At 60.2% G+C, this 24,332-nt stretch carries 25 protein-coding genes and 1 other RNA gene; 15 read left to right on the top strand and 11 right to left on the bottom strand.

Annotated features, from left to right (window positions below; genetic code table 11):
* Positions 1-141 precede the first annotated feature (141 nt).
* Positions 142-549, top strand: a complete 408-nt coding sequence (locus J2Y56_RS02875) for a flagellar basal body-associated protein FliL (RefSeq protein ID WP_310348546.1) — start codon at positions 142-144, stop codon at positions 547-549.
* A gap of 140 nt (positions 550-689) precedes the next feature.
* On the opposite strand, the gene J2Y56_RS02870 is transcribed toward J2Y56_RS02875, so the two are convergent.
* Entirely contained in the window at positions 690-1,142 is a 453-nt protein-coding gene (locus J2Y56_RS02870) for an EVE domain-containing protein (protein WP_310348544.1), read from the bottom strand.
* Between the two features lie 200 nt (positions 1,143-1,342).
* Here J2Y56_RS02870 and J2Y56_RS02865 point away from each other — a divergent pair, with 200 nt between their 5' ends.
* Positions 1,343-1,495, top strand: a complete 153-nt coding sequence (locus J2Y56_RS02865; RefSeq protein ID WP_007942433.1) for a hypothetical protein — start codon at positions 1,343-1,345, stop codon at positions 1,493-1,495.
* A gap of 35 nt (positions 1,496-1,530) precedes the next feature.
* Here J2Y56_RS02865 and J2Y56_RS02860 read toward each other — a convergent pair whose 3' ends face one another.
* From J2Y56_RS02860 to J2Y56_RS02845, 4 genes are all read right to left on the bottom strand, one after another.
* Positions 1,531-2,136: a 5-formyltetrahydrofolate cyclo-ligase gene (locus tag J2Y56_RS02860; RefSeq protein WP_310348540.1), complete on the bottom strand. Its 606-nt coding sequence runs from the start codon at positions 2,134-2,136 to the stop codon at positions 1,531-1,533.
* A gap of 86 nt (positions 2,137-2,222) precedes the next feature.
* A non-coding RNA gene (gene ssrS / locus J2Y56_RS02855) (6S RNA) lies at positions 2,223-2,401 on the bottom strand.
* A gap of 30 nt (positions 2,402-2,431) precedes the next feature.
* Positions 2,432-2,749 carry a cell division protein ZapA gene (locus J2Y56_RS02850; RefSeq protein WP_007942435.1) on the bottom strand — a complete coding sequence of 106 codons (318 nt, stop codon included), beginning with the start codon at positions 2,747-2,749 and terminating at the stop codon, positions 2,432-2,434.
* Positions 2,746-2,955 carry a TIGR02449 family protein gene (locus tag J2Y56_RS02845; RefSeq protein WP_007942437.1) on the bottom strand — a complete coding sequence of 70 codons (210 nt, stop codon included), beginning with the start codon at positions 2,953-2,955 and terminating at the stop codon, positions 2,746-2,748. Before J2Y56_RS02845 ends, J2Y56_RS02850 begins: the two co-directional genes overlap by 4 nt.
* Positions 2,956-3,081: 126 nt before the next feature.
* Here J2Y56_RS02845 and J2Y56_RS02840 point away from each other — a divergent pair, with 126 nt between their 5' ends.
* The 9 genes from J2Y56_RS02840 (at position 3,082) to gcvH (ending at position 12,214) form a co-directional block, all read left to right on the top strand.
* Positions 3,082-3,642: a YecA family protein gene (locus J2Y56_RS02840; protein ID WP_007942438.1), complete on the top strand. Its 561-nt coding sequence runs from the start codon at positions 3,082-3,084 to the stop codon at positions 3,640-3,642.
* A 27-nt stretch (positions 3,643-3,669) separates the two neighbouring features.
* On the top strand, positions 3,670-5,004 hold the full coding sequence (gene pepP / locus J2Y56_RS02835) for a Xaa-Pro aminopeptidase (protein ID WP_150780111.1): 1,335 nt from the start codon (positions 3,670-3,672) through the stop codon (positions 5,002-5,004).
* The gene (gene ubiH, locus J2Y56_RS02830) at positions 5,001-6,188 is read left to right on the top strand and encodes a 2-octaprenyl-6-methoxyphenyl hydroxylase (RefSeq protein WP_310348535.1); all 1,188 of its coding nucleotides are present in this window, start codon (positions 5,001-5,003) and stop codon (positions 6,186-6,188) included. Before pepP ends, ubiH begins: the two co-directional genes overlap by 4 nt.
* Positions 6,181-6,390, top strand: coding sequence for a hypothetical protein (locus tag J2Y56_RS02825; RefSeq protein ID WP_081502720.1), 210 nt, complete (start codon positions 6,181-6,183; stop codon positions 6,388-6,390). The genes ubiH and J2Y56_RS02825 overlap by 8 nt, the downstream gene beginning before the upstream one ends.
* A 9-nt stretch (positions 6,391-6,399) precedes the next feature.
* A complete protein-coding gene (locus J2Y56_RS02820; RefSeq protein ID WP_162830869.1) occupies positions 6,400-7,617 on the top strand; it encodes a 2-octaprenyl-3-methyl-6-methoxy-1,4-benzoquinol hydroxylase in 1,218 nt (405 codons plus the stop codon).
* A gap of 163 nt (positions 7,618-7,780) precedes the next feature.
* On the top strand, positions 7,781-8,782 hold the full coding sequence (locus tag J2Y56_RS02815) for an extracellular solute-binding protein (protein WP_007942443.1): 1,002 nt from the start codon (positions 7,781-7,783) through the stop codon (positions 8,780-8,782).
* A gap of 141 nt (positions 8,783-8,923) precedes the next feature.
* Positions 8,924-10,540, top strand: coding sequence for an iron ABC transporter permease (locus J2Y56_RS02810; RefSeq protein ID WP_310348531.1), 1,617 nt, complete (start codon positions 8,924-8,926; stop codon positions 10,538-10,540).
* A 156-nt stretch (positions 10,541-10,696) separates the two neighbouring features.
* Entirely contained in the window at positions 10,697-11,779 is a 1,083-nt protein-coding gene (gene gcvT, locus J2Y56_RS02805; RefSeq protein ID WP_007942445.1) for a glycine cleavage system aminomethyltransferase GcvT, read from the top strand.
* Between the two features lie 51 nt (positions 11,780-11,830).
* Positions 11,831-12,214 (top strand): glycine cleavage system protein GcvH, encoded by a 384-nt coding sequence (gcvH, locus tag J2Y56_RS02800; protein WP_310333424.1) that lies wholly within the window; start codon positions 11,831-11,833, stop codon positions 12,212-12,214.
* A 113-nt stretch (positions 12,215-12,327) separates the two neighbouring features.
* On the opposite strand, the gene J2Y56_RS02795 is transcribed toward gcvH, so the two are convergent.
* Positions 12,328-13,587 (bottom strand): DegT/DnrJ/EryC1/StrS family aminotransferase, encoded by a 1,260-nt coding sequence (locus J2Y56_RS02795; RefSeq protein ID WP_405046838.1) that lies wholly within the window; start codon positions 13,585-13,587, stop codon positions 12,328-12,330.
* Between the two features lie 33 nt (positions 13,588-13,620).
* Between J2Y56_RS02795 and gcvP the strand changes: the two genes are divergently transcribed.
* Entirely contained in the window at positions 13,621-16,494 is a 2,874-nt protein-coding gene (gene gcvP, locus J2Y56_RS02790) for an aminomethyl-transferring glycine dehydrogenase (RefSeq protein WP_310333426.1), read from the top strand.
* A 176-nt stretch (positions 16,495-16,670) separates the two neighbouring features.
* On the opposite strand, the gene J2Y56_RS02785 is transcribed toward gcvP, so the two are convergent.
* The 3 genes from J2Y56_RS02785 to J2Y56_RS02775 form a co-directional block, all read right to left on the bottom strand.
* A complete protein-coding gene (locus J2Y56_RS02785; protein ID WP_310333427.1) occupies positions 16,671-16,991 on the bottom strand; it encodes a DUF2388 domain-containing protein in 321 nt (106 codons plus the stop codon).
* Between the two features lie 73 nt (positions 16,992-17,064).
* On the bottom strand, positions 17,065-18,849 hold the full coding sequence (locus tag J2Y56_RS02780; RefSeq protein ID WP_310348527.1) for an ATPase, T2SS/T4P/T4SS family: 1,785 nt from the start codon (positions 18,847-18,849) through the stop codon (positions 17,065-17,067).
* 89 nt (positions 18,850-18,938) lie between these two features.
* A complete protein-coding gene (locus J2Y56_RS02775) occupies positions 18,939-19,277 on the bottom strand; it encodes a hypothetical protein (protein ID WP_310348524.1) in 339 nt (112 codons plus the stop codon).
* 126 nt (positions 19,278-19,403) lie between these two features.
* On the opposite strand from J2Y56_RS02775, the gene J2Y56_RS02770 reads away from it, so the two are divergent.
* Complete coding sequence (locus J2Y56_RS02770) at positions 19,404-19,868, top strand: Lrp/AsnC family transcriptional regulator (RefSeq protein WP_007942454.1); 465 nt, start codon at positions 19,404-19,406, stop codon at positions 19,866-19,868.
* Positions 19,869-19,965: 97 nt separating this feature from the next.
* Here the strand turns inward: J2Y56_RS02770 and J2Y56_RS02765 are convergent, their stop codons facing one another.
* Entirely contained in the window at positions 19,966-21,333 is a 1,368-nt protein-coding gene (locus J2Y56_RS02765; protein WP_310348522.1) for a CYTH domain-containing protein, read from the bottom strand.
* A 156-nt stretch (positions 21,334-21,489) separates the two neighbouring features.
* Here J2Y56_RS02765 and argE point away from each other — a divergent pair, with 156 nt between their 5' ends.
* The gene (gene argE, locus J2Y56_RS02760) at positions 21,490-22,641 is read left to right on the top strand and encodes an acetylornithine deacetylase (RefSeq protein WP_310348518.1); all 1,152 of its coding nucleotides are present in this window, start codon (positions 21,490-21,492) and stop codon (positions 22,639-22,641) included.
* On the opposite strand, the gene J2Y56_RS02755 is transcribed toward argE, so the two are convergent.
* The gene (locus tag J2Y56_RS02755) at positions 22,634-22,879 is read right to left on the bottom strand and encodes a hypothetical protein (protein WP_007942458.1); all 246 of its coding nucleotides are present in this window, start codon (positions 22,877-22,879) and stop codon (positions 22,634-22,636) included. The genes argE and J2Y56_RS02755 overlap by 8 nt on opposite strands.
* Positions 22,880-22,913: 34 nt before the next feature.
* Between J2Y56_RS02755 and argA the strand changes: the two genes are divergently transcribed.
* Positions 22,914-24,212: an amino-acid N-acetyltransferase gene (gene argA / locus J2Y56_RS02750; protein ID WP_007942459.1), complete on the top strand. Its 1,299-nt coding sequence runs from the start codon at positions 22,914-22,916 to the stop codon at positions 24,210-24,212.
* Positions 24,213-24,332: the final 120 nt, after the last annotated feature.

The raw sequence follows: 24,332 nt of genomic DNA, 5'->3' as shown, positions 1-24,332 counted from the left end.
TCCTTTTGGAGTGATGGCCGATAAGTGTAGGTGTGTGAGTCATTGGGTCAACGAGCATGCCCGACCCTGATAGTCAGCCATAAGCTTGTGCTTGAGCGGCGGGTCGTTATGCTTGGCCGCAAACCGGATAAGGAGCGAATTGTGAAAGCGTGGATCATGTTGTTGCTGGCCCTGTCTCTGCCTGTGGCAGCGATGGCCGAAGAAGCCAAAGAAGGTGAAGCTCCGAAGGTCAATTACATCACCCTCAGCCCGCCATTCGTGGGCAACTACGGGCTGGACGGTACGCCCAAGCTCAAGGTCTACAAGGCTGATGTGGCCTTGCGCGTGACCGGTGAGGATGCCGCCAAAGCGGTGAAAGCCAACGAGCCGCTGATCCGTAATCAGCTGGTGGCGTTGTTTGCTCAGCAGACGACCGAAACGATGAGCAACGTCGACGCCAAGGAAAAGCTGCGTCAGGAGGCGTTGAAGCAGACTCAGCAGGTGATGAACGACGAAACCGGCAAGCCTGTGGTTGAGGATTTGCTGTTCAACAACCTGATCATTCAATAAGACTTCTGTTGTCTGATCCGGCCTCATCGCGGGCAAGTCGAATCGTCGCACCGCCGCTCCCACAGGGGATCTTCAGTGAATGCAGGTCCAGTGTGGGAGCGAGCCTGCTCGCGATAGCATTCGTGCAGCAGCTACAAGGCTCAAGGCTTGAGCGCGATAACCGCCGCCCACTGCTCCGCCGTGACAGGCATCACCGACAACCGCGAGCCCTTCTGCACCAATGGCATCTGCGCCAACGCCGTCTGCTGCTTCAAATAATCCAGCTTCAACACCCTGGCAAACGTCTCGACATGCGCAACATCAATCGCGCTCCAGGCGTTTTTGTCTGCCGTGGCCTTTGGATCGTAGTAATGACTCTCCGGCTCCAGCGCCGTCGGGTCCGGGTACGCCGCTTCGATAATTTTTCCAATCCCGGCAATTCCCGGCTCCGGGCAGCTGGAGTGATAGAAGAAAAACTCGTCGCCCACCGCCATGGACCGCAAAAAATTACGCGCCTGATAGTTGCGAACCCCGTCCCAGCGCGCTCGGCCAAGCTTCTCCAGGCCTTTGATCGAGAGTTCGTCGGGCTCGGATTTCATCAGCCAATAGGCCATGTTTTTTGCTCCTTGCGAGATCAGTGGAGAGGTTGTGAGGCCATTTTATGACAAACCGACAGTCGGTTGACGTCAACGTTTGCGTGTCAGATCACGTTGTCGCAAAATGCCGGCCTTCTTAGCTTGACGCTGCTGCACGGCCTACACCTACAACGGAACCGCTGCTGTCATCGTGTTGATGTGCCTTTGGGGGGCAATCGATGAAACGCAAACCGGATTTACTATGGATTCTGGTCATTTTGTTCGGCCTCGGCGTCGTAACCACCGGTTATGCCCAAAGCCTGTGGAACAACAAGACTGACGCGCCAATCGAAATCGCCCAGCAACAGCAGCCGTCGGCATTTAAACGCTAAACCTGTCTTTTGGACGCCGCTGATTGCAGTGGCGTCTAGCCTGCGAAATACCACGCCTTGTCTGTCACCGTTCCTTGCAGCGGTACATCCCAGCTCGCCTGAGCCAAGCGTTCGACTTTCTGACACTCATGGGCCAGTCCCAGCAGCGTAGGTTTGCGCCAGGTTTTGCGGCGCGCCAGGTAGGCCAGGCTACGGTCGTAAAAACCGCCGCCCATTCCGAGCCGCCCGCCGACATCGTCAAATCCAACCAATGGCAACAGCACGAGATCCAGCGCCCAAACCTTGCGTTGCCGGGCAAGGTTGGCCCGAGGTTCGAGAATATGAAAACGGTTGGGTTTGAGTTTTTCGCCGGGACGAATTCGCTGGAACACCATTTTGGTTCGCGGCCAGGCACTGAGCACCGGCAGATACGTCGCCTTGCCCCGGCGCTGAGCGGCACGCAGCAGTACGCGCGGGTCGATTTCACCGTCGGTCGGCAGGTACAGGGAGATGTGTCTGGCACGGCGGAACAACGGCTGCTGGGCCAGTTGCTTGTACAGCCCGCGAGCAGCCTGGCGCTGCTGACTGGGAGTCAGTGCGCGGCGGGCCTTGCGTAGCATGCGTCGAAGTTGCGGGCGTGGAAGCAGCGCAGGTTCGGTCATGGATTCAGGCTTCGACAGGACGAGTACGTAAAGCGTACCCGTAAAAAAGCCGATGCCGGTGATTAAACCGGCATCGGACTGGAATCAGGCTCCCCGGATGAACCGCTGCTGACTTAGCCCTTGAACCCGAAAGTTCAAGGTGGAAGATGCAGTAGGCTTTAAGGCTTTCCGTCTAGCGGACATGCACACCAGCCCAACGTGCAACCTCCAGGGTAGTGCGAATCGGCTCAGGGACGTGGTCAACTGGCAAGCACCCCAGGGAGTGATGCGAGTATAACCCAAGCGGTTCGACGAATCAGCCCTTGGTGACGTCCGGATCGGTGGCGAGCACCAGATCGACGCGGTCCAGCAGGTCGCGAACCTGTTCGCGAGTCGAGCCGCTGGCCTGTACGTCCGGCCTTTCTTCCTTGTGCAGCAGGTCGTGCGTGATGTTCAGCGCGGCCATGACGGCAATGCGGTCGGCGCCGATGACTTTGCCGCTGCTGCGGATTTCGCGCATCTTGCCGTCCAGGTAGCGGGCGGCGCTCACCAGGTTGCTGCGCTCTTCCTGGGGGCAAATGATCGAGTATTCTTTGTCGAGGATCTGCACGGTGACGCTATTGCTTGAACTCATGAGTCTTGCTCCAGGGCCTTGAGGCGCGAAATCATCGATTCGACCTTACGCCGGGCGATTTCGTTTTTTTCAATGAGGTGCGCGCGTTCCTCGCGCCAGGTCTTTTCCTGAGCTAGTAAGAGTCCGTTTTGGCTCTTAAGTTGCTCGACTCGACTAATTAGCAGTTCGAGTCTGGCCATCAGCGCTTGCAGGTCGGTGTCTTCCATAGTGTCCACATAGAGTGTCTGATGGGGGGTAACTGGCGGACAGCCTTTAATAGTCTTGGCGAGTCTGTCGATGTAGGATACAAGGCCTTCATTCTAGACATAGCGCCGTCTGGCGCCTAGCTGCCCATGACCATTCAGAATTCCCCGTACCAAGCCTTTGCCACCCTGCTGACTTCCAGCGGTCATAACGTCTCGCCTGCCGAACTGCATGGCCTGTTACTCGGCCGCAGCTGCGCCGGTGCCGGCTTCACTGCCGAAGAGTGGCTGATAGATGCCGCCGAGCTGCTGGAAAGCGAGCCGCAAGACAACGTCCGCAACGCTTTGATCGGCTTGCAGGCGATGGTCAAGGGCGAGCTCACCGGTGACGACGTGACCGTCGTTCTGCTGCTGCCGACCGATGACGCACCGCTGGCTGACCGTGCCGTCGCACTGGGCCAATGGTGCCAGGGCTTCCTCAGCGGTTTCGGCTTGAACTGCCGGGACAGCAGCATGCTCAGCTCCGAGGCCACCGAAGTGTTGCAGGACCTGGCAGCCATTTCCCAGGTGCAAGATGCCCTGGAAGAGTCCGAAGACGGCGAAAGCGATTACATGGAAGTCATGGAGTACCTGCGCGTCGCTCCGCTGCTGCTGTTCTCCGAAACCAAAAAAGCAGACGTGCCGCCAGCTGCCAAACCGTCGTTGCATTAATCGCGATCCAGGAAAAGCCATCTGCCCATGATTCATATCCCGAAACCGGAATACAGCCGTCGCCGCAAGGCCTTGATGGCGCAGATGGAACCCAACAGCATCGCGATCCTGCCCGCCGCCGCAGTAGCCATCCGCAACCGCGACGTCGAGCACGTCTACCGTCAAGACAGCGATTTCCAGTACCTCAGCGGTTTTCCAGAGCCTCAGGCCGTTCTCGTGTTGATGCCGGGGCGCGCGCATGGCGAATACATCCTGTTCTGCCGTGAGCGCAACGCTGAACGAGAGTTGTGGGACGGTTTGCGCGCCGGCCAGGAAGGCGCAATCCGCGACTTCGGTGCCGACGACGCTTTCCCCATCACTGACATCGACGACATCCTGCCGGGCCTGATTGAAGGGCGCGACCGGGTGTATTCGGCCATGGGCAGCAATCCTGAGTTCGACCGGCACCTGATGGACTGGATCAACGTGATCCGCTCTAAAGCGCACCTCGGTGCCCAGCCGCCGAATGAATATGTTGCCCTGGATCATCTGCTTCACGACATGCGCCTGTATAAATCGGCGGCAGAAGTGAAGGTGATGCGCGAAGCCGCACGGATTTCCGCCCGGGCGCACATCCGCGCGATGCAGGCCAGCCGGGCCGGGCTGCACGAGTTCAGCCTTGAAGCCGAGCTCGATTACGAATTTCGCAAGGGCGGCGCCAAGATGCCGGCCTACGGTTCGATCGTCGCCGCGGGGCGCAACAGTTGCATCCTGCATTACCAGCAGAATGACGCGGTGCTCAAGGACGGTGATCTGGTGCTGATCGACGCCGGTTGCGAAATTGACTGCTACGCCAGCGACATCACTCGCACCTGGCCGGTCAACGGCAAGTATTCACCGGAACAGAAAGCGATCTACGAGTTGGTGCTGGCCTCGCAAGAAGCCGCCTTCGCCGAAATCGCCCCGAACAAACACTGGAATCAGGCCCACGAAGCCACGGTTAAAGTCATTACTGCCGGGCTGGTGAAGCTGGGCCTGTTGCAGGGCGACGTCGACGAATTGATCGCCAGCGAAGCCTATAAGGCCTTTTACATGCACCGCGCCGGCCACTGGTTGGGGATGGATGTGCATGACGTCGGTGAGTACAAGGTCGGCGGCGAATGGCGTGTGCTGGAAGTCGGCATGGCGCTGACGGTGGAGCCGGGGATCTACATTTCCCCGGACAACCAGAACGTGGCAAAGAAATGGCGCGGCATTGGCGTACGCATCGAGGACGACGTGGTGGTGACCAAAACCGGTTGTGAAATTTTGACCAGAGACGTACCGAAAACGGTCGCCGACATTGAGGCCTTGATGGCGCAAGCGCGGACGCAAGCAGCGTGAGCCGGGTCAATCTGGCAATCATCGGTGGCGGCCTGGTCGGCGCCAGTCTCGCGATGGCGTTGCAGGCCGGGGCCAAGGCGCGCGGCTGGAAGATCGTCCTGATTGAGCCATTCGCTCCAGGCGATACCTATCAGCCGAGCTATGACGCCCGCTCCTCGGCGCTGTCCTACGGTGCCAAACAGATTTATCAACGGTTGGGCGTATGGCAGGAAATCTCCCGCCGCGCCGAGCCGATCAAGCAGATACATGTGTCCGACCGTGGACGTTTTTCCACTGCCCGGTTATCGGCGATGGAAGAGGGCGTTCCGGCGCTCGGTTATGTGGTGGAAAACGCCTGGCTCGGCCAATGCCTCTGGCAAGGTCTGGACAAGGACGTGGTCACCTGGCGATGCCCGGCGGAAGTCACGCGCATGGAACCGCTGACCGACGGCTACCGACTGACCCTCAATGACGAAACCACTCTGGAATGCGACCTTGCGGTGCTCGCCGATGGCGGCCGTTCGGGCCTGCGCGAGCAACTGGGGATTGGCATCAAGAAGCGTCCCTATAACCAGAGCGCGCTGATCGCCAACATCACCCCGAGCGAAGCGCACAACGGCATGGCCTTCGAACGATTCACCGACGATGGCCCGATGGCGTTGTTGCCGCTGCCGGAAAACCGCTGCGCGTTGGTCTGGACTCGTCGGGGCATGGACGCGCAACGACTGGCGGCGCTCGATGAAAAGAGCTTCCTCAGCGAGTTGCAGGGGGTGTTCGGTTATCGCCTCGGCACTCTCAAACAGGTCGGTGCGCGGCATCTTTACCCGCTGACGCTGATCGAAGCCGAAGAGCAGGTGCGTCCGCATCTGGCGATACTCGGCAACGCGGCTCACAGCCTGCACCCCATTGCCGGACAAGGTTTCAACCTGTCGCTGCGCGATGCCCAGGCCCTGGCTGATGCTTTGCTGACCAGCGAGACCGGGCCGGGCGATTTTGCCACCTTGCAGGCTTACCGCGAGCGCCAGCGTCTGGATCAAAACCTGACCGTGGGCTTTTCCGATCAGGTCACCCGTTTGTTCGGCAGCACCCAGCCGCTGGTGTCGCTGGGGCGCAACCTCGGTTTGCTCGGTCTCGATCTGTTGCCGCCGGCCAAACGCTGGTTTGCCCGGCAGGCCATGGGATTGGGTACGCGTCCCGATGCTTGAGTGGCTAACGAGCAGATTCGGCAAAGCGCGGTTGATGCGTTGGTTCGGGTCCTTTTCCCAGTCGTTCCTGGGCGCAGGCGTTCGGGTGCGGCACATCAGCGATGATTTTCGGGTCGATATTCACGACGGCGCCTGCACCTTGGTGGCGCGGGTCGAAAAAACCCTTTACGTGCGGCTCAAGCCGCAAGCGAGACAGGCTTAAAGCATGGACATGCGCGCAGATCTGCTGATTGTCGGGGCCGGAATGGTCGGCAGCGCCTTGGCGCTGGCGTTGCAGGACAGCGGGCTGGAAGTCCTGTTGCTGGACGGCAGCCCCCTGAGCGTCAAACCCTTCGATGGCCAGGCGCCGTTCGAACCGCGGGTGAGTGCCTTGTCGGCGGCCAGCCAGCGGATTCTCGAACGCCTGGGCGTGTGGGACGGCATCGTCAAACGACGCAGCAGCCCTTACACCGACATGCACGTCTGGGACGGCAGCGGCACCGGGCAGATCCATTTCGCGGCGACCAGTGTGCATGCCGAGGTGCTTGGGCACATCGTCGAGAACCGTGTGGTTCAGGATGCCTTGCTCGACCGCCTGCACGACTGCGACCTCGGGATGCTGGCCAATGCACGCCTTGAGCAGATGCGCCGCTCGGGTGATGACTGGCTGCTGACCCTGGCCGACGGCCGTACGTTGCGCGCACCGTTGGTGATTGCGGCTGACGGTGCCAACTCGGCCGTTCGGCGCCTGACCGGTATGGCGACGCGCGAGTGGGACTATATGCACCATGCGATTGTCACCAGCGTGCACAGTTCCAAGGCGCATCAAATGACGGCCTGGCAGCGCTTCACCGACAACGGTCCGCTGGCGTTTTTGCCGCTGGAGCGCGATGGTCAGCAGGACTGGTGTTCAATCGTCTGGTCGACCACGCCGAGTGAAGCCGAACGCTTGATGGCGCTGGACGACGACAGCTTCTGCCGCGAGCTTGAACGCGCCTTCGAAGGCCGACTCGGCACCGTGCTCAGCGCTGACCCGCGACTGTGCGTGCCGCTTCGTCAGCGTCACGCCAAGCGTTATGTAGCCGAAGGCCTGGCGCTGATCGGCGACGCGGCGCACACCATTCACCCGCTGGCCGGGCAGGGTGTGAACCTTGGCTTCCTGGATGCCGCTGTGCTGGCGGAAGTTCTGCTGCAAGCCGCTGAACGTGGCGAACGCTTGGCTGATGTCAAAGTGCTGAGCCGTTACGAACGTCGGCGCATGCCCCACAATCTGGCGCTGATGGCAGCGATGGAAGGGTTTGAGCGGTTGTTCCAGGCGGATCCGTTGCCGGTGCGCTGGTTGCGTAATGCCGGATTGAAGATGGTTGAGCAGATGCCTGAGGCCAAGGCGCTGTTTGTGCGCGAGGCCCTTGGGTTGACCGGGGATTTGCCAGCTCTGGCCAAGGCCTGACATTTTCGTTGCCGCTGATGGCCTCATCGCGAGCAGGCAGGAACGTTCACCATAAAATCCAAGCAGTGCAACATCTGGTAACTCCTCCACAAACTGATCGATTGAGATGCTAAATGTGATTCCTTATCATTTGCCCTCAATTTTTCATCGAGAGATCGCTCCCATGTTGCCGAAGCGTCTACTGACCGCACTCGCCCTGACCCTGATTGGCAGCACCGCCGCCCAGGCTGCTGATGAGGTGGTGGTTTACTCCTCGCGTATCGATGAGCTGATCAAACCGGTCTTCGATGCCTACACCGCCAAAACCGGGGTGAAGGTGAAGTTCATCACCGACAAGGAAGCGCCCCTGATGCAGCGGATCAAGGCCGAGGGCGAGAACGCCACCGCCGACCTGTTGCTGACCGTCGATGCCGGTAACCTGTGGCAGGCCGAACAAATGGGCATCTTGCAGCCGTTCACTTCCCCAGTGGTCGATGCCAATATTCCGCAGCAATACCGCGCGTCCTCCCATGCCTGGACTGGCCTGAGCCTGCGGGCGCGGACGATCGCTTACTCCACGGATCGAGTGAAGCCGGGCGAGCTGACCACCTATGAAGCTCTGGCCGACAAAAACTGGGAAGGACGCCTGTGCCTGCGCACGGCGAAGAAGGTCTACAACCAGTCCCTGACGGCCACCATGATCGAGGTCCACGGCGCCGAAAAAACCGAGAAAATCCTCAAGGGCTGGGTGAGCAACCTGTCCACCGACGTGTTCTCGGATGACGTTGCGGTACTGGAAGCGATCAATGCGGGTCAGTGCGATGTGGGTATCGTCAACACCTACTACTACGGTCGCCTGCACAAGCAAAAGCCCGACCTGGGCGTGAAGCTGTTCTGGCCGAACCAGGCTGATCGCGGTGTGCACGTCAACCTGTCAGGTATCGGCCTGACCAAACACGCTCCGCATCCCGAAGCAGCCAAGGCGCTGGTGGAATGGATGACCACCCCTGAAGCGCAGAAAATCTTCGCCGACGTGAATCAGGAATTCCCGGCCAACCCGGCGGTTGCACCTTCGGAAGAGGTCGCGGCCTGGGGCAAATTCGTTGCCGACACTTTGCCGGTGGAAGTGGCGGGCAAGCGTCAGGCTGAAGCGATCCGCATGATGGACCGCGCTGGCTGGAACTGACCAGGCTGCTGATGTGATCGTTCCCACGCTCTGCGTGGGAATGCATCCCCCGACGCTCCGCGTCGAAGCGTGACAAAATGTGTGCCCACGCAGAGCGTGGGCGCAATCATTTCTATCGACTCACACCCCTGAGAACTTTCCTTGGCCCACCCCGCCCAACGCCGCTGGTATCCCCTGGTCTTCGCCATCGCTGCGCTGGTCCTGTTGCCCCTCAGTGTTTTACTGCTGTCATGGCAAACCATCGATCAACAGATCTGGTCCCACCTCTGGGACACGCAGATGCCGCGCCTTTTGGGCAACACCCTGACCCTGATACTCGGTGTCGGTGTCGGTGTCACCCTGCTGGGCGTCAGCCTTGCCTGGCTCACCAGCCTCTGTGAGTTTCCCGGTCGGCGCTGGCTGGACTGGGCGCTGATGCTGCCGTTTGCGATTCCGGCCTACGTGCTGGCGTTTGTCTTCGTCGGCCTGCTGGATTTCGCCGGCCCCGTGCAAACCCTGATGCGCGAATGGTTTGGCAGCGGCCTGAGGCTGCCGCGCGTACGCTCCACCGGCGGTGTCATTCTCGTGCTGGTGCTGGTTTTCTATCCCTACGTCTATCTTCTGGCCCGGACCGCGTTCCTCGCTCAGGGCAAAGGCCTGATGGAAGCGGCCCGGGTGCTCGGCCAATCTCCGTGGCAGGCGTTCTGGCGAGTGGCCTTGCCGATGGCGCGCCCGGCCATCGGCGCGGGGGTGGCGTTGGCACTGATGGAAACCCTGGCCGATTTCGGTGCGGTGTCGGTGTTCAACTTCGACACGTTCACCACCGCCATCTACAAAACCTGGTACGGATTCTTCAGTCTTTCCACGGCAGCACAACTGGCCAGCCTGTTGCTGTTGGTGGTGATGGTGGTGCTGTATGGCGAGCGCCGTGCTCGCGGGGCCAACCGCGCGAGCAACGAACGGCCGCGGGTCAAGGCGCTGTATCACCTGCGCGGGGTCAAGGCGCTGGCGGCGATGAGCTGGTGCGGCCTGGTGTTCGCCTGTGCGTTCGTCATCCCGGTTCTGCAACTAGTGGTGTGGTTCTGGCAGCGCGGGCGATTGGATCTGGACGAACGTTACACCGGGCTGATCCTCCACACCTTGTACCTGGGCGGCATGGCGGCGTTTATCACGGTCAGCGTTGCTTTGGTGCTGGCGTTTGCCCGACGTCTGGCACCGACCCGGGCGATCCGCTCCGGCGTTGGCCTGGCGAATCTCGGCTACGCTTTACCGGGTTCGGTGTTGGCGGTTTCGATCATGCTGGCGTTCAGTTACCTGGATCGCGAGCTGGTCATCCCGTTGTCCGGTTGGATTGGTGGTGCCGGTAAACCTTTGCTGCTGGGCAGTTTGTCGGCGTTGTTGCTGGCTTATCTGGTGCGTTTCATTGCGGTGGCTTACGGGCCACTGGAAAGCAGCCTGGCGCGTATACGGCCATCTTTGCCCGAAGCAGCACGTAGTCTTGGCGTCAGTGGGCCGCGACTGTTTTTCAAGGTGTATCTGCCCCTGTTGTTGCCGGGTACGTTGAGCGCCGCGTTGCTGGTATTTGTCGATGTGCTCAAGGAAATGCCCGCGACCCTGCTGATGCGGCCGTTTGGTTGGGACACGCTGGCCGTTCGGATCTTTGAAATGACCAGTGAAGGTGAGTGGGCGAGGGCGTCTTTGCCGGCGCTGACTCTGGTATTGGTCGGGCTGTTACCGGTCATCGGATTGATCCGACGTTCGGCGCATCGAAACAGCTAGGTGCCAGTCCTACACCTTGCGGCTACAATGCGCGGCATTCGGTGCGGTCCGTCTGACAGACCCGGTGACTGAAATCGGCTGGGAGCCTTCTATTTCAAGGTTTTCACCTCGTGCAGCACCGGTCCGCACCCTCGCCACGCCCGGAAGGAGAAACCCATGGGACAGCGTACGCCTCTGTATGACCTTCATCTCGCTCTCGGCGCGAAGATGGTCGATTTTGGCGGTTGGGATATGCCTTTGCATTACGGCTCGCAAGTCGAGGAACACCATCAGGTGCGCCGCGATTGCGGGGTTTTCGATGTATCCCACATGACCGTGATCGATATCAGCGGCCCCCAGGCCAAGGCCTGGCTCCAGCACTTGCTGACCAATGATGTCGAGCGTCTGCATAGCCCCGGCCGTGCCTTGTACAGCGCGATGCTCAATGAGCGCGGCGGTATCGTCGACGACATGATCGTATATCGTCTCGACGATGGTTATCGTCTGGTGGTCAACGCCTCCACCCGCAATCAAGATCTCGCCTGGATGCAGGCTCACCTCGATGGTTTCGATGTGCGGCTCAATGAGCGTGCAGAGCTGGCGATGCTGGCCATTCAAGGCCCTCAGGCCCGGCACAAAGTCTGCGAACTGGTGTCCCAGGCCCGCAGCAATCTGATCCAGTTACTCAAGCCGTTCGAAGGCCAGCCAGAAGGTGACTGGTTCATCGCACGGACGGGTTACACCGGCGAAGACGGTCTGGAAATCGTCATGCCGGCCGATCAGGCCCCGGGTTTTTTCAACGATCTGGTCGGCGCGGGTATTTCCCCCATCGGCCTGGGGGCGCGGGATACCTTGCGGGTTGAAGCCGGCATGAACCTGTACGGTCAGGACATTCATCAGGATGTATCGCCGTTGGCTTCTAATATGGCCTGGAGCATTGCCTGGGAACCGGCCACTCGTCAGTTCATCGGGCGCACGGCCCTGGAAGCCGAGCGGGCCGGTGGCGTGCAGCACAAATTGGTAGGGCTGGTCCTTGAGGAGCGAGGGGTTTTGCGCGCTCATCAAGTGGTCCGCATTGCCAATGTTGGCGAAGGGGAGATCACCAGTGGTAGTTTCTCTCCTACGCTAAGCAAGTCGATAGCACTGGCGCGCTTGCCGATGGCAACTGCCGACCGCGCGGAAGTGGAAATCCGTGGCAAGTGGTACCCGGTCCGAGTGGTCAAGCCAACCTTCGTACGCCATGGCAAAACCTTGATCTAACCTTTTTTTGGCGGACTGAAACCGCTGACATTTTTCTTGAGGACACAGAACATGAGCGATATTCCTGCCGACCTGCGTTTTGCCGAAAGTCACGAATGGGCCCGCCTGGAAGCCGACGGCACCGTCACCGTGGGCATTAGCGATCACGCGCAGGAAGCGCTGGGTGATGTGGTGTTCGTGGAGCTGACTGAAGTTGGCAACGTGTTTGCTGCCGAAGATCAAGCCGGTGTGGTTGAGTCGGTTAAAGCCGCCTCCGATATCTACTCCCCGATTGCCGGTGAAGTGATTGCGATCAACGAAGAATTGAGCGCCAACCCGGAACTGCTCAACACCGACCCGTACGGCGCGTGGATCTTCAAGCTCAAGCCAAGCAACACCGCTGACCTGGAAAAGCTGCTCGACGCCGCCGGTTACAAGGCTGCCATCGGCGAGTAATCCTCGACCTGCGAATCCCTGTGGGAGCGAGCTTGCTCGCGATAGCGGTTCATCAGTCGACATCCCTGTGACTGTTACACCGCAATCGCGAGCAAGCTCGCTCCCACAGGTGTTTAAGGCTTCAGAACAGCTTTGACCGCTGCCACTGCTCGCTCGACATCCGCTTTGCTCATGGCCGTGAACATCGGCAACGAGACAATCAGGCGGCCGACTCGCTCGGCGACCGGGAACATGCCTTCCTTGAAACCGCGCTCGCGGTAAAGGCTCAGCAAGTGAATCGGCGGGTAGTGATAGCCGATACCGACGCCCAATGCCTGCATCTGCTCCATGAAAGTCGCCCGTGCCGGCTGGCCATCCCTGCGCTCCGGCAACACCAGTTGGAACAAATGCCAGTTGCTGTTCTCGAAATCCGCCGGGGGCAGTTGAGCCCCGTACAACGATTCGAAATCCTCACCAAAACACGCGAAATAGTGCCTGGCCAGTTCGCGGCGATGAGCTGTGATCGCTTCGATGTGAGCAAACTGCCCCAGGCCAATGGCTGCCGCGACATCAGTCATGTTGAACTTGCCGCCCAACACATCGACATCCAGACCGTCGAAGCCGCTGCGGGTGACGCCTTGCAAACGGTACTTCTGCGCCAGTCGCACTTCCTCATCGTTGTTCAGCACCAGGCAGCCACCTTCTGAAGAGGTGACGTTTTTGTTTGCCTGGAAGCTGAAGGACACGAAATCACCGGTCGAGCCAATGCGCTGACCGTTCCAGCTCGAGCCCAAGGCTTGTGCGGCGTCTTCGACAATCCGCAATCCGTGTTTTTTCGCGATCGCATACAACCGGCTCATGTCCAGCGGCAACCCGGCGAGGTACACCGGAATGATCGCTTTGGTCTGCGGGGTGATTGCCGCTTCCAGCTGGTCCAGGTCGATGTTGCGGGTGATCGGGTCAATGTCGGCAAATACCGGGGTGGCGCCAACCTCCAGAATGACGTTGGCGGTGGCCACCCAGGAAATCGGCGTGGTGATCACTTCATCGCCAGGCCCGATCCCGGCCACGCGCAAGGCGATTTCCATGGTGCAGGTGCCGGAGTTAAAGGTGAGCACCGGGCGCCCGCCAAAATACGCCGAAAGCTGTTGCTCAAAGGCCTGGACCTTGGGGCCGCTGGTAATCCAGCCCGAGCGCAACACGTCGCCGACCGCTGCGATCGTGGCCTCATCGATGGTCGGTTTGGAGAACGGCAGGAACGGCAGTTGGCTCATAAATTCAGGCACCTGTTCAGCGGACAGTGGGCGGATGCCGAGCATGATGTCCGCAATGCTCGTCGGCGCCAAGCCATCCGCTCGGATATCGGCTGCTATGCTGGTTTGACCGTGTTGCATCGACGCTGAGCGCCAGTCCAGAGAGAGCCCGTCATGTCCCAGTTGCCGTCCTTGAGTCAGTTACGCGACCCTAATGCCTTTCTGCGCCGCCATCTCGGGCCTGATGCCGCCGAGCAGCAGGCGATGCTCGACAGCCTCGGCCTCGGCAGCCGGGTCGAACTGATCGAGCAGACGGTGCCGCCGGGAATCCGGCTGAACCGGCCGCTCGACCTGCCGCCCGCCCTCGATGAACAAGCCGCGCTGGCCAAACTGCGCGGCTACGCCGAGCAAAACCAGGTCTGGACCAGCCTCATCGGCATGGGCTACCACGGCACCCTCACGCCAACCGTGATTGTGCGCAACGTGCTGGAAAATCCCGGTTGGTACACCGCCTACACGCCTTATCAGCCAGAGATTGCCCAAGGGCGGCTCGAAGCGCTGCTGAACTTCCAGCAACTGACCATCGACCTCACCGGCCTGGAACTGGCAAATGCTTCGCTGCTGGATGAAGCCACGGCAGCAGCGGAAGCCATGGCGCTGGCCAAGCGTGTCGCCAAATCCAGAAGCAATCTGTTTTTCGTCGACGAGCACTGTCATCCGCAGACCATTTCCGTGGTGCAGACCCGGGCCGAAGGGTTCGGGTTCGAGCTGATCATCGACTCAGTGGATAACTTGAAACAGCACCAGGTTTTTGGTGCCCTGCTGCAATACCCCGACACCCACGGTGAGATCAGTGATCTGCGGCCAGTGATTGATCATCTGCACGCGCAGCAAGCCCTGGCGTGCGTCGCCACTGACCTGCTGAGCCTGTTATTGCTAACGCCGCCGGGGGAATTGGGCGCCGATGTGGTCTTCGGCTCATCCCAACGTTTCGGCGTGCCCATGGGCTACGGCGGACCGCACGCGGCGTTTTTTGCCAGCCGCGATGAATACAAACGGGCGATTCCGGGACGGATAATCGGTGTGTCCAAAGATGCTCGCGGCAATGTTGCCTTGCGCATGGCCCTGCAAACCCGCGAGCAACATATCCGCCGGGAAAAGGCCAACTCGAACATTTGCACCGCTCAGGTGCTGCTGGCCAACATCGCCAGTTTTTACGCTGTCTACCACGGCCCTGAAGGGCTCAAGCGCATTGCCCAGCGTGTGCACCGCTTGACCTGCATCCTCGCCGCCGGTCTTGAGCGTCATGGCGTCAGCCGCCTCAACAAGCACTTCTTCGACACCCTGACCCTGGAAGTTGGCGGCACCCAGACCGCGATCATCGAAAGCGCTCAAGCGGCGCAGATCAATTTGCGGATTCTGGGGCGAGGGCAGTTGGGATTGAGCCTCGACGAAACCTCGGACGAGACGACCGTTGCGAAGCTGTTCGATGTGTTCCTCGGGGCCAGTCATGGCCTGAATATCGACGAGCTGGACGCTGAAGCGCTGGCTTCCGGCATTCCTGACGGGCTGCTGCGCACTTCACCTTATCTGCGCCACCCGGTGTTCAATGCGCACCACAGCGAAACCGAGATGCTGCGCTACCTCAAGCAACTGGAGAACAAGGACCTTGCCCTCAACCAGTCAATGATCCCGCTGGGCTCCTGCACCATGAAGCTCAATGCCACCAGCGAGATGATCCCCATTACCTGGCCGCAGTTCGCCAACCTGCACCCGTTCGTGCCGAAGGAACAGGCTGTGGGTTATTCGCTGATGATCGAAGAACTGGAGCGCTGGCTCTGCGCGATCACTGGTTTCGATGCGATTTGCATGCAACCCAACTCCGGCGCCCAAGGCGAATACGCCGGATTGCTGGCGATCCGCAAATACCACGAGAGCCGTCATCAAGGGGAGCGGGATCTCTGCCTGATTCCGTCCTCGGCCCACGGCACCAACCCGGCCTCGGCGCAAATGGCCGGGATGCGCGTGGTGATTGTCGAATGCGACGACGCAGGCAACGTCGATCTGGATGACCTCAAGCAAAAAGCCTCGGAGGCGGGGGACAAGCTCGCGTGCCTGATGGCGACTTATCCGTCGACCCACGGCGTCTACGAAGAAGGCATCAGCGAGATCTGTGAAGTTATCCACAGTCACGGTGGTCAGGTGTACATGGATGGCGCCAACCTCAATGCCCAGGTCGGACTAGCTCGGCCGGCGGACATTGGCGCCGACGTCTCACACATGAACCTGCACAAAACGTTTTGCATCCCCCATGGCGGCGGCGGGCCGGGCATGGGGCCGATTGGTGTGCGGGCGCACCTGGCGCCGTTCGTGGCCAATCACCCGGTGGTGCCCATCGACGGGCCGTTGCCGCAGAACGGCGCGGTGAGCGCGGCGCCTTGGGGCAGTGCAAGCATTTTGCCGATCAGCTGGATGTATATCGCGATGATGGGGCCGCAACTGGCGGACGCGAGCGAAGTGGCGATCCTTGCCGCGAACTACCTGGCGCAGCATTTATCTGGAGCATTCCCGGTGCTCTACAGCGGGCGCAATGACCGAGTGGCTCACGAATGCATCCTCGACCTGCGGCCGCTGAAAGCGCTGACCGGCATCAGCGAAGAAGACGTTGCCAAGCGCCTGATGGATTATGGTTTCCATGCGCCGACCATGTCGTTTCCCGTACCGGGGACCTTGATGGTCGAGCCGACAGAAAGTGAATCGAAGGCCGAGCTGGACCGGTTTATCGGGGCGATGCTGAGCATCCGTGCGGAAATCAGCGAGGTGGAAAACGGCAATTGGCCGGCCGAGGACAATCCGCTGAAGCGTTCGCCACACACATTGGCGGACATCACCGGGGTATGGGAGCGGTCGTACAGCATCGAGCAGGCGGTGACGCCGGATGCGCACACCAAGCTGCACAAATATTGGCCGGTGGTGAACCGGGTCGATAACGTCTACGGCGATAGAAACCTGTTTTGCGCGTGTGTCCCGGTGGATGATTACCGCTGAACTTCCGAACACATACACATCCACCTGTGGGAGCGAGCCTGCTCGCGAAGAGGGCGTGTCAGTCGACATCGATGTTGCCTGTTACACCGCCTTCGCGAGCAGGCTCGCTCCCACAGGGAATGATTTGTAGGGCAAAAAATGCCGCTCAATTGAGCGGCATTTTGGTACCTGCGAACTTATTCCGAAGCGACAGCATTCTTCGCCAGAATCGCATTCGCCAGTTCCATGTCCGTGGCCTGCAAGCCCGGGTTGTCGGCGCGGACTTTGTTCATCGCCGCTTCCAGGTAGGGGCCGCGAATGCCGCCGTCACTGGCGACGAAGCTGCTGGCATCGTCCTGGGCGGCGACGACCATTTTGTTGTCCTTGGACGTCAGGTAGGTCGAGGCGGTGGTTGCACCGGAGGTGAGGACATTTTGCCAAAAGCTGTCATCGGCCATCGCGCTACCGACTGGAAGAGACAGCAGCGCGACGGTGGCGACAGCAAGTTTGAAACGCATGATGGGTGACTCCACTGGGTTGACTGCGGCCTTGGATAGCCAACCCCCAATCGAGTTCCATGGGCGAGCGCGTTTACTTTTGCTCGCTCTGCGGCGTCACTCGCAGCACCTCTTCAATCGTGGTCAAACCCGCCGCCACTTTCTGTGCCCCCGACAGCCGCAAGCTACGCATGCCTTCCTTGAACGCCTGACGCCGGATCGCCAGCAAGTCGGTGTCCGGATTGATCAACGCCTTGACGCCATCAGTCAGTTGCATGATTTCGTACACCCCGGCGCGGCCGTGATAGCCGGTGTCGCGACATTCCAGGCAGCCGATGGCACGTTGGGCGTTGGTGGGCAAGGGCGCTTGCCACGGTTTGGTCAGGGTTTGCCAGTCATCTTCACCCAACGTCAGCGGTGCCTTGCAGTGGGGACACAAGGTGCGCACCAGACGCTGGGCCATGACGCCCAGCACCGTGGCTTTGATCAGGTAGTGCGGCACGCCGAGTTCCAGCAGGCGACTGATTGCGCTCGGCGCATCGTTGGTGTGCAACGTCGAGAGCACCAAGTGGCCGGTGAGCGCCGCCTGAATTGCCATTTCGGCGGTTTCGAGGTCGCGAATCTCGCCGATCATGATGATGTCCGGGTCTTGTCGCATCAACGCGCGCACGCCGGCGGCGAAGGTCAGTTCGATGTTGTGCTGGACCTGCATCTGGTTGAATGCGGGCTCGACCATCTCAATCGGGTCTTCGATGGTGCAGAGGTTGACCTCGGGCGTCGCCAGTTTCTTTAGTGTGGTGTAGAGCGTGGTGGTCTTGCCCGAACCGGTCGGCCCGGTGACCAGAATGATGCCGTTGGGCTGACGGGTCATGTCTTGCCAGCGGCGCAGGTCCTCGGCAGAAAACCCTAGCTGGTCGAAATCCTTGAGCAGGACTTCCGGGTCGAAAATCCGCATGACCATTTTTTCGCCGAATGCCGTCGGTAATGTCGACAACCGCAACTCGACTTCTCCGCCGTCCGGGGTCTTGGTTTTCACCCGGCCGTCCTGGGGTTTGCGTTTTTCAGCGACGTTCATCCGCCCGAGACTCTTCAGGCGACTGACGATGGCCATCGTGACCTGTGGCGGGAATTGATAGACGTTGTGCAACACACCGTCGATGCGAAAGCGCACCGTGCCTTGCTCGCGCCGGGGCTCGATGTGGATATCGCTGGCGCGCTGCTGGAAGGCGTACTGAAACAGCCAGTCAACAATGTTGACGATGTGCGCGTCATTGGCGTCCGGCTCCTGGTCGCTGGCGCCGAGGTTGAGCAACTGCTCGAAATTGCCCAGGGTACTGCTCTGCTGATCGGCGCTGGTCGCGCCGCTGACCGATTTGGCCAACCGGAAAAACTCGACGCTAAAGCGCTGGATATCGACAGGGTTGGCCACGACCCGTTTGATCGGCAGTTTCAAAACGTGGGTCAGGTCGGCTTCCCAGCCTTTGACGTAGGGCTGGGCGCTGGCCACGGTCACCGCGTCGCGGTCGATGGACACCGCGAGTATCTTGTGGCGCTGGGCAAAGGCATAGGACATCAACGGCGTAATGGCCGCGACGTTGATCTTCAGCGGATCGATGCGCAAGTACGGCTGACCGGCCTGTTGCGACAACCACAAGGTCAGGCTTTCCAGATCCAGGTGTTTGCCGGGACGACTGAGATCGTCGAGGTGTTGGCTGGCAATGAATTCCAGCGGGTGCAGTTGGCCATTGGCGGTGTGGCGGCGGCGAGCATTGAGCGCGTGCTCGGCCGAGTCATGGCTGATAAAGCCTTGGGCGACCAGTTCGCGCAGCAAATCATTGAGATCCAGCCAGCGGTCCTGAATGGCAAGTTGAACGGACATGCGGGCTCCTCATGAACACAATCCGCAAAGGATAGTCGCGGACCTGTCGACCGTTGGGCCACTACCGGACAAAGCCGTGTCGAGGTTTTTCAGCCCGCCGCCTGGGCCGGCTCATCCCACGCCGCATCAGCCGCTTGCAGCTCGACCGAGCAGACGCTGATCAGGTTACGAAGTTTTTCCGCAATCACTTGGGCGCGATGCCAGCTGAGGCCGTCCATGACGATCTCGATCGACAGCAAGTCGTCCTGGCGCTGCACGTTGACCTGTTGTGGCGTCAGAAACTGCAAGGCGAACAGATTCAGCGCCCGGCACAGCAGGTCCGGTTCCGCTTCGGCGAGCAATTGATAGTGAACACGGCAGTGGGTGTTGCTGACGTTCCAGACATCGGCGCGGGTGGACAAGGTGTGGACGGCTTCAAGTGGCGGCATGGTCAGGCTCCAAAAACACTGGAGGAATTTTTACATTCGGTGTGGGGCATTTCTTATCTATGATTGGGCTTATTGACGATTAATCGAATCGTGTAATTCAATAAATTAACGATTGAAGGTTTTTCTATGCAAAGCGAGCTGGATGGCTACGACCGCAAGATTCTCGCGTTGCTGCAAGAGGACGCTTCGCTCTCCAGCGCTCAGATCGCCGAACAGGTGGGGCTGTCGCAGTCGCCGTGCTGGCGGCGGATTCAGCGGATGAAAGAAGAGGGGATCATTCGCGCGCAGGTGACGTTGCTGGATCGCAAGAAGATCGGGCTGAACACGCAGATCTTTGCCGAGATCAAACTTAACGCCCACGGGCGTTCGAACTTCACAGAGTTCACCGAGGCGATTCGCGGGTTTCCCGAAGTGCTGGAGTGTTATGTGCTGATGGGTTCAGTGGATTTCTTGCTGCGGATTGTCACGGCGGACATTGAGGCGTATGAGCGGTTTTTCTTCGAGAAACTGTCGATGGTGCCCGGGATACAGGAAGTGAACTCGATTGTGGCGCTGTCGGAAATCAAGTCTACGACGAGTTTGCCGGTCTGAGGTTTTGCGGTGAATGTGCTGGCCTCATCGCGAGCAGGCTCGCTCCCACAGGGGAATGCATTCCAAAGTGGGAGCGAGCCTGCTCGCGATGGCGGTATTACATACGCAGCAGCATTTTCCAGGCACGATTCTGATACACGGCAATCGCCTGCTGCTTACGCGCATCCAGCGATTCATCGGTGATCGGCTCGTTGGCCAGTTGCGCCAGCTGTTTCAATTCACCGTACAGGCGATCCATTTCCGGGATGTCCAGCACGTGACGGGCATGGTGCAGCCAGGCCTGGATGCGTTCGATGCGCGGCAGTTGCTCGGCTAGGTCTTCCGGTTGTTGCTGATAACGCTGCAATTGCAGGGAGGTCGCTTCTTCACCCAACAAACGCGGCAACCAGCTGCCCAGTTGTGCCGCGCCCTGGCGGTTGCCACGAACGTTGCGATCGGCGGCCCAGGTGCGGGCCAGCAACCAGCGTGAGGTGTTCAGCGAGAACAGGCCCCAACGCGGATCCTCCAGTTCTTCGAGGAATTGCTCCGGCGCGGCTTTGCGCACGTCTTCGTCCTCGTTACCGGCTTGCACCATCGGACGCCAGTCTTCCAGCAACGCATCCAGCGCAATGCGCAGATCGTGCGTCGACTGGCGTGGCGCGGCCTGGCCCAGGCTACTGAGCAGTGCACGCAATTCAGCGAGGTTTTCGACCCAGTCCTGCAACAGGCGCCAGTGGCCGTTGAAGCGATATTGCTCGGCCAGACGCTGGCTGCTGCCCAGCAAATGCCAGCTAAGCGCGGCGAAGGCATCATCCAGCGGCGTTTCGGCGGCGATTTGTGGCGCCGGCAGGCTCAGCGAATAGCTGTTGGCGTCGTACAAACGATATCCGCGCTCGGCCTTGCTGATGTCACACGGCATCAGGGCCAGGGTCGCGGCCAGTTCGGCGGCCAGTTCCAGCAGGGCAGCCGGCTCGCCTTCGCGCAATTCCAGTTCCAGTTCGCAGATTTCTTCTTTCTGCTTGCCAACGATCACGTGGCCCAGGTCCAGCGCGGCTTCGATGACCACTTTGGTCTTGCCACGGCCCCAGGCGATTTCAGCGCGTTCGCGAACGAAGTCAGTGGTGAAGATCGGCTTGAGGGTTTTCTTGTCCAGTTCGGCCAGTGCTTCAGGCCAGCATTCGCCGTCGAGTTTCTTTACGTCGAGTTTGGCTTTGGGCAGGTTCCAGTCGTATTCGTTACGCTCGGACAAGCCGGCGACGCTTTGGCCGCGGGTCTTGAGCGTCTGAATCACTTCTTCGCCATCGCGGCGCAGGCGCAGGGCAACCTTGGCGCGGGCCAGGTCGCGCTCAGGCGTGTCGAAGTACTGATTCATCAACTCACGGCGTTCCCAGCCACTTTTGTTGCGTTTTTTCAGGAGCGGGTGCTCGCGCAGAGCAGCGAGGGTTTCGCGGCTGACGCGGAGCTTGATTTCGGTTTCTTTCTGCATGGCCGGAAAATCCAGGATCGGGAGCGCAGCCGGGGGAATGTGTGGCTGCCAAGGTCGTGCAGTGTACAGGAGTGAGCGTTCCTACGCGCCGCGACGGTTTATTCCTGTCGCCGGATGGTTCTATGATGGACTTCAATTCGGGAGTTGGAGTCAGCGATGCCTTTGCCATCCATGAAAGATCAGTTCGCTGCGCTGATCGCTGCACCGTCGGTCAGTTGTACCCAACCGAGCCTGGATCAGACCAACCGCCCGGTGATCGATTTGCTGGCGACGTGGCTGGGTGATCTGGGTTTTATCTGCGATATCCAGCAGGTCAGCCCCGGCAAGTTCAACCTGCTCGCCAGTTTTGGTTCGGGGCCTGGTGGCCTGGTGCTCGCCGGTCACAGTGACACGGTGCCGTTCGACGGCGCGTTGTGGCAGACCGATCCGCTGAAACTCACCGAAGTGGATGGTCGTTGGGTTGGTCTGGGCAGCTGCGACATGAAGGGCTTTTTCGCCCTGGCCATCGAAGCGGTGATACCGCTGCTCGATCAGCCATTCAAGCAGCCGCTGCTGATCCTTGTCACCTGCGATGAAGAGAGCTCAATGTCCGGTGCTCGCGCCCTGGCCGCAGCCGGACGTCCATTGGGCCGCGCGGCGGTCATTGGCGAGCCGACCGGCTTGAAGCCGATCCGCATGCACAAAGGCATCATGATGGAGCGCATCGATATTCTCGGTCAGAGCGGCCATTCCTCGGACCCGAGCCTGGGCCATAGCGCCCTTGAGGCCATGCACGATGCCATCGGCGAATTACGCGGTCTGCGCCTGTTGTGGCAGCGCGAATTTCGCAACCCGCAGTTTGGCGTGCCGACGCCGACCATGAACTTCGGCTGCATCCATGGGGGCGATAACCCCAACCGTATCTGCGGGCAATGCTCGCTGGAGTTCGACCTGCGACCGTTGCCGGGCATGGACCCCAAAGCCCTGCGTGCGGAGATTCTGCAGCGGCTCAAACCGGTTGCCGAACGGCATCAGGTGAAAATCGATTACGCGCCGTTGTTCCCCGAAGTACCCCCTTTCGAACAGGCCGAGGATGCTGAATTGGTCCGGGTTGCCGAGAAGCTCACTGGCCATCGCGCCGAAGCAGTGGCGTTCGGCACCGAAGCACCTTATCTTCAGCAACTTGGCTGCGAGACGCTGGTGCTTGGCCCGGGTGATATCGCCTGCGCCCATCAGCCGGGGGAATATCTCGAAATGTCACGTTTGCAGCCTACGGTGCATCTATTACGTCAGCTGATTGAACATTACTGCCTGACACCGGCTAGTTGAGCAAAATCAATGTGGGAGCGAGGCTGCTCGCGATGAGGCCATAACATTCAACATCATCGTCGACGGTGATGCCGCCATCGTCGGAACGCCGCCCGGAGCAAGCTCGCTCCCACAGGTTCTGTGTTTTCACGTATAAATTGCCGATGTTCAAACCCGTATCCATGAGGAGAGCGCGCGTGTCGCCAAGCCTGTTCCGACGATAACCATCAGCCCGCTGTGCGTTTTCAGTGTCGCCCATTTTTTGGCTGCTATTTATTTACAGGCCCAGGTTCATGCCCGACTACGTTAATTGGCTTCGTCACGCTTCGCCTTACATCAATGCCCACCGCGATTGCACCTTTGTCGTCATGCTCCCCGGCGATGGGGTGGAACACCCGAATTTCGGCAATATCGTCCACGACCTGGTGTTGTTGCACAGCCTTGGCGTACGGCTGGTGCTGGTTCACGGTTCCCGTCCGCAAATTGAAACCCGCCTCGCCGCGCGTGGCCTGACTCCGCATTACCATCACGGCATGCGCATCACCGATGCCGCGACGCTGGAGTGTGTGATCGATGCGGTCGGCCAGCTGCGTATCGCCATTGAAGCGCGCCTGTCCATGGACATGGCCTCATCGCCGATGCAGGGATCGCGCCTGCGGGTGGCCAGCGGCAATCTGGTCACGGCACGCCCGATTGGTGTGCTCGAAGGCGTGGATTATCACCACACCGGCGAAGTGCGTCGGGTCGACCGCAAAGGTATCAATCGCCTGCTGGACGAGCGCTCCATCGTGCTGTTGTCGCCCCTGGGTTACTCGCCGACCGGTGAGATCTTCAACCTCGCCTGCGAAGACGTCGCCACGCGTGCGGCCATCGACCTGAGCGCGGACAAATTGCTGCTGTTCGGCGCCGATATGGGCTTGATCGATGAAAACGGTCGTCTGGTGCGTGAATTGCGCCCGCAACAAGTACCGGCACATTTGCAGCGACTGGGCAGCAATTATCAGGCCGAGCTGTTGGATGCAGCGGCTGAAGCATGCCGGGGCGGCGTGGCGCGCAGCCATATTGTCAGCTATGCCGAAGACGGTGCGCTGCTGACCGAGCTGTTCACCCGCGACGGTGGCGGTACGCTGGTGGCGCAGGAGCAATTTGAAATTGTGCGCGAAGCGGCGATTGAGGATGTTGGCGGTTTGCTGGATTTGATCAGCCCGCTGGAAGAGCAGGGGATTCTGGTGCGTCGCTCCCGCGAAGTGCTGGAGCGTGAGATCGAGCAGTTCAGCGTGGTCGAACGCGAAGGCATGATCATCGCCTGTGCGGCGCTGTATCAGATTGCTGATTCGGACGCCGGGGAGTTGGCGTGCCTGGCGGTGAACCCGGAATACCGCCATGGCGGGCGCGGTGATGAACTGCTGGAACGCATCGAAACCCGTGCCCGGGCCCAGGGTTTGAAAACCCTGTTCGTGCTGACGACCCGTACCGCGCACTGGTTCCGCGAACGCGGGTTTGTGCCGAGCAGCGTCGAACGCCTGCCGTCGGCGCGGGCTTCGCTGTACAACTATCAGCGTAATTCCAAGATCTTCGAAAAGACCCTTTGAAGGCGAACATGATCGTTCCCACGCTCTGCGTGGGAATGCCTCAACGGACGCTCCGCGTTCGGCTCTAGAGGGGACGCGGAGCGTCCCGGGCTACATTCCCACGCAGAGCGTGGGAACGAT

The sequence above is a fragment of the Pseudomonas sp. BE134 genome (assembly GCF_031456105.1).
In the GTDB taxonomy this organism is placed as follows: domain Bacteria; phylum Pseudomonadota; class Gammaproteobacteria; order Pseudomonadales; family Pseudomonadaceae; genus Aquipseudomonas.
This window is presented reverse-complemented; position numbering and strand designations above follow the sequence as displayed.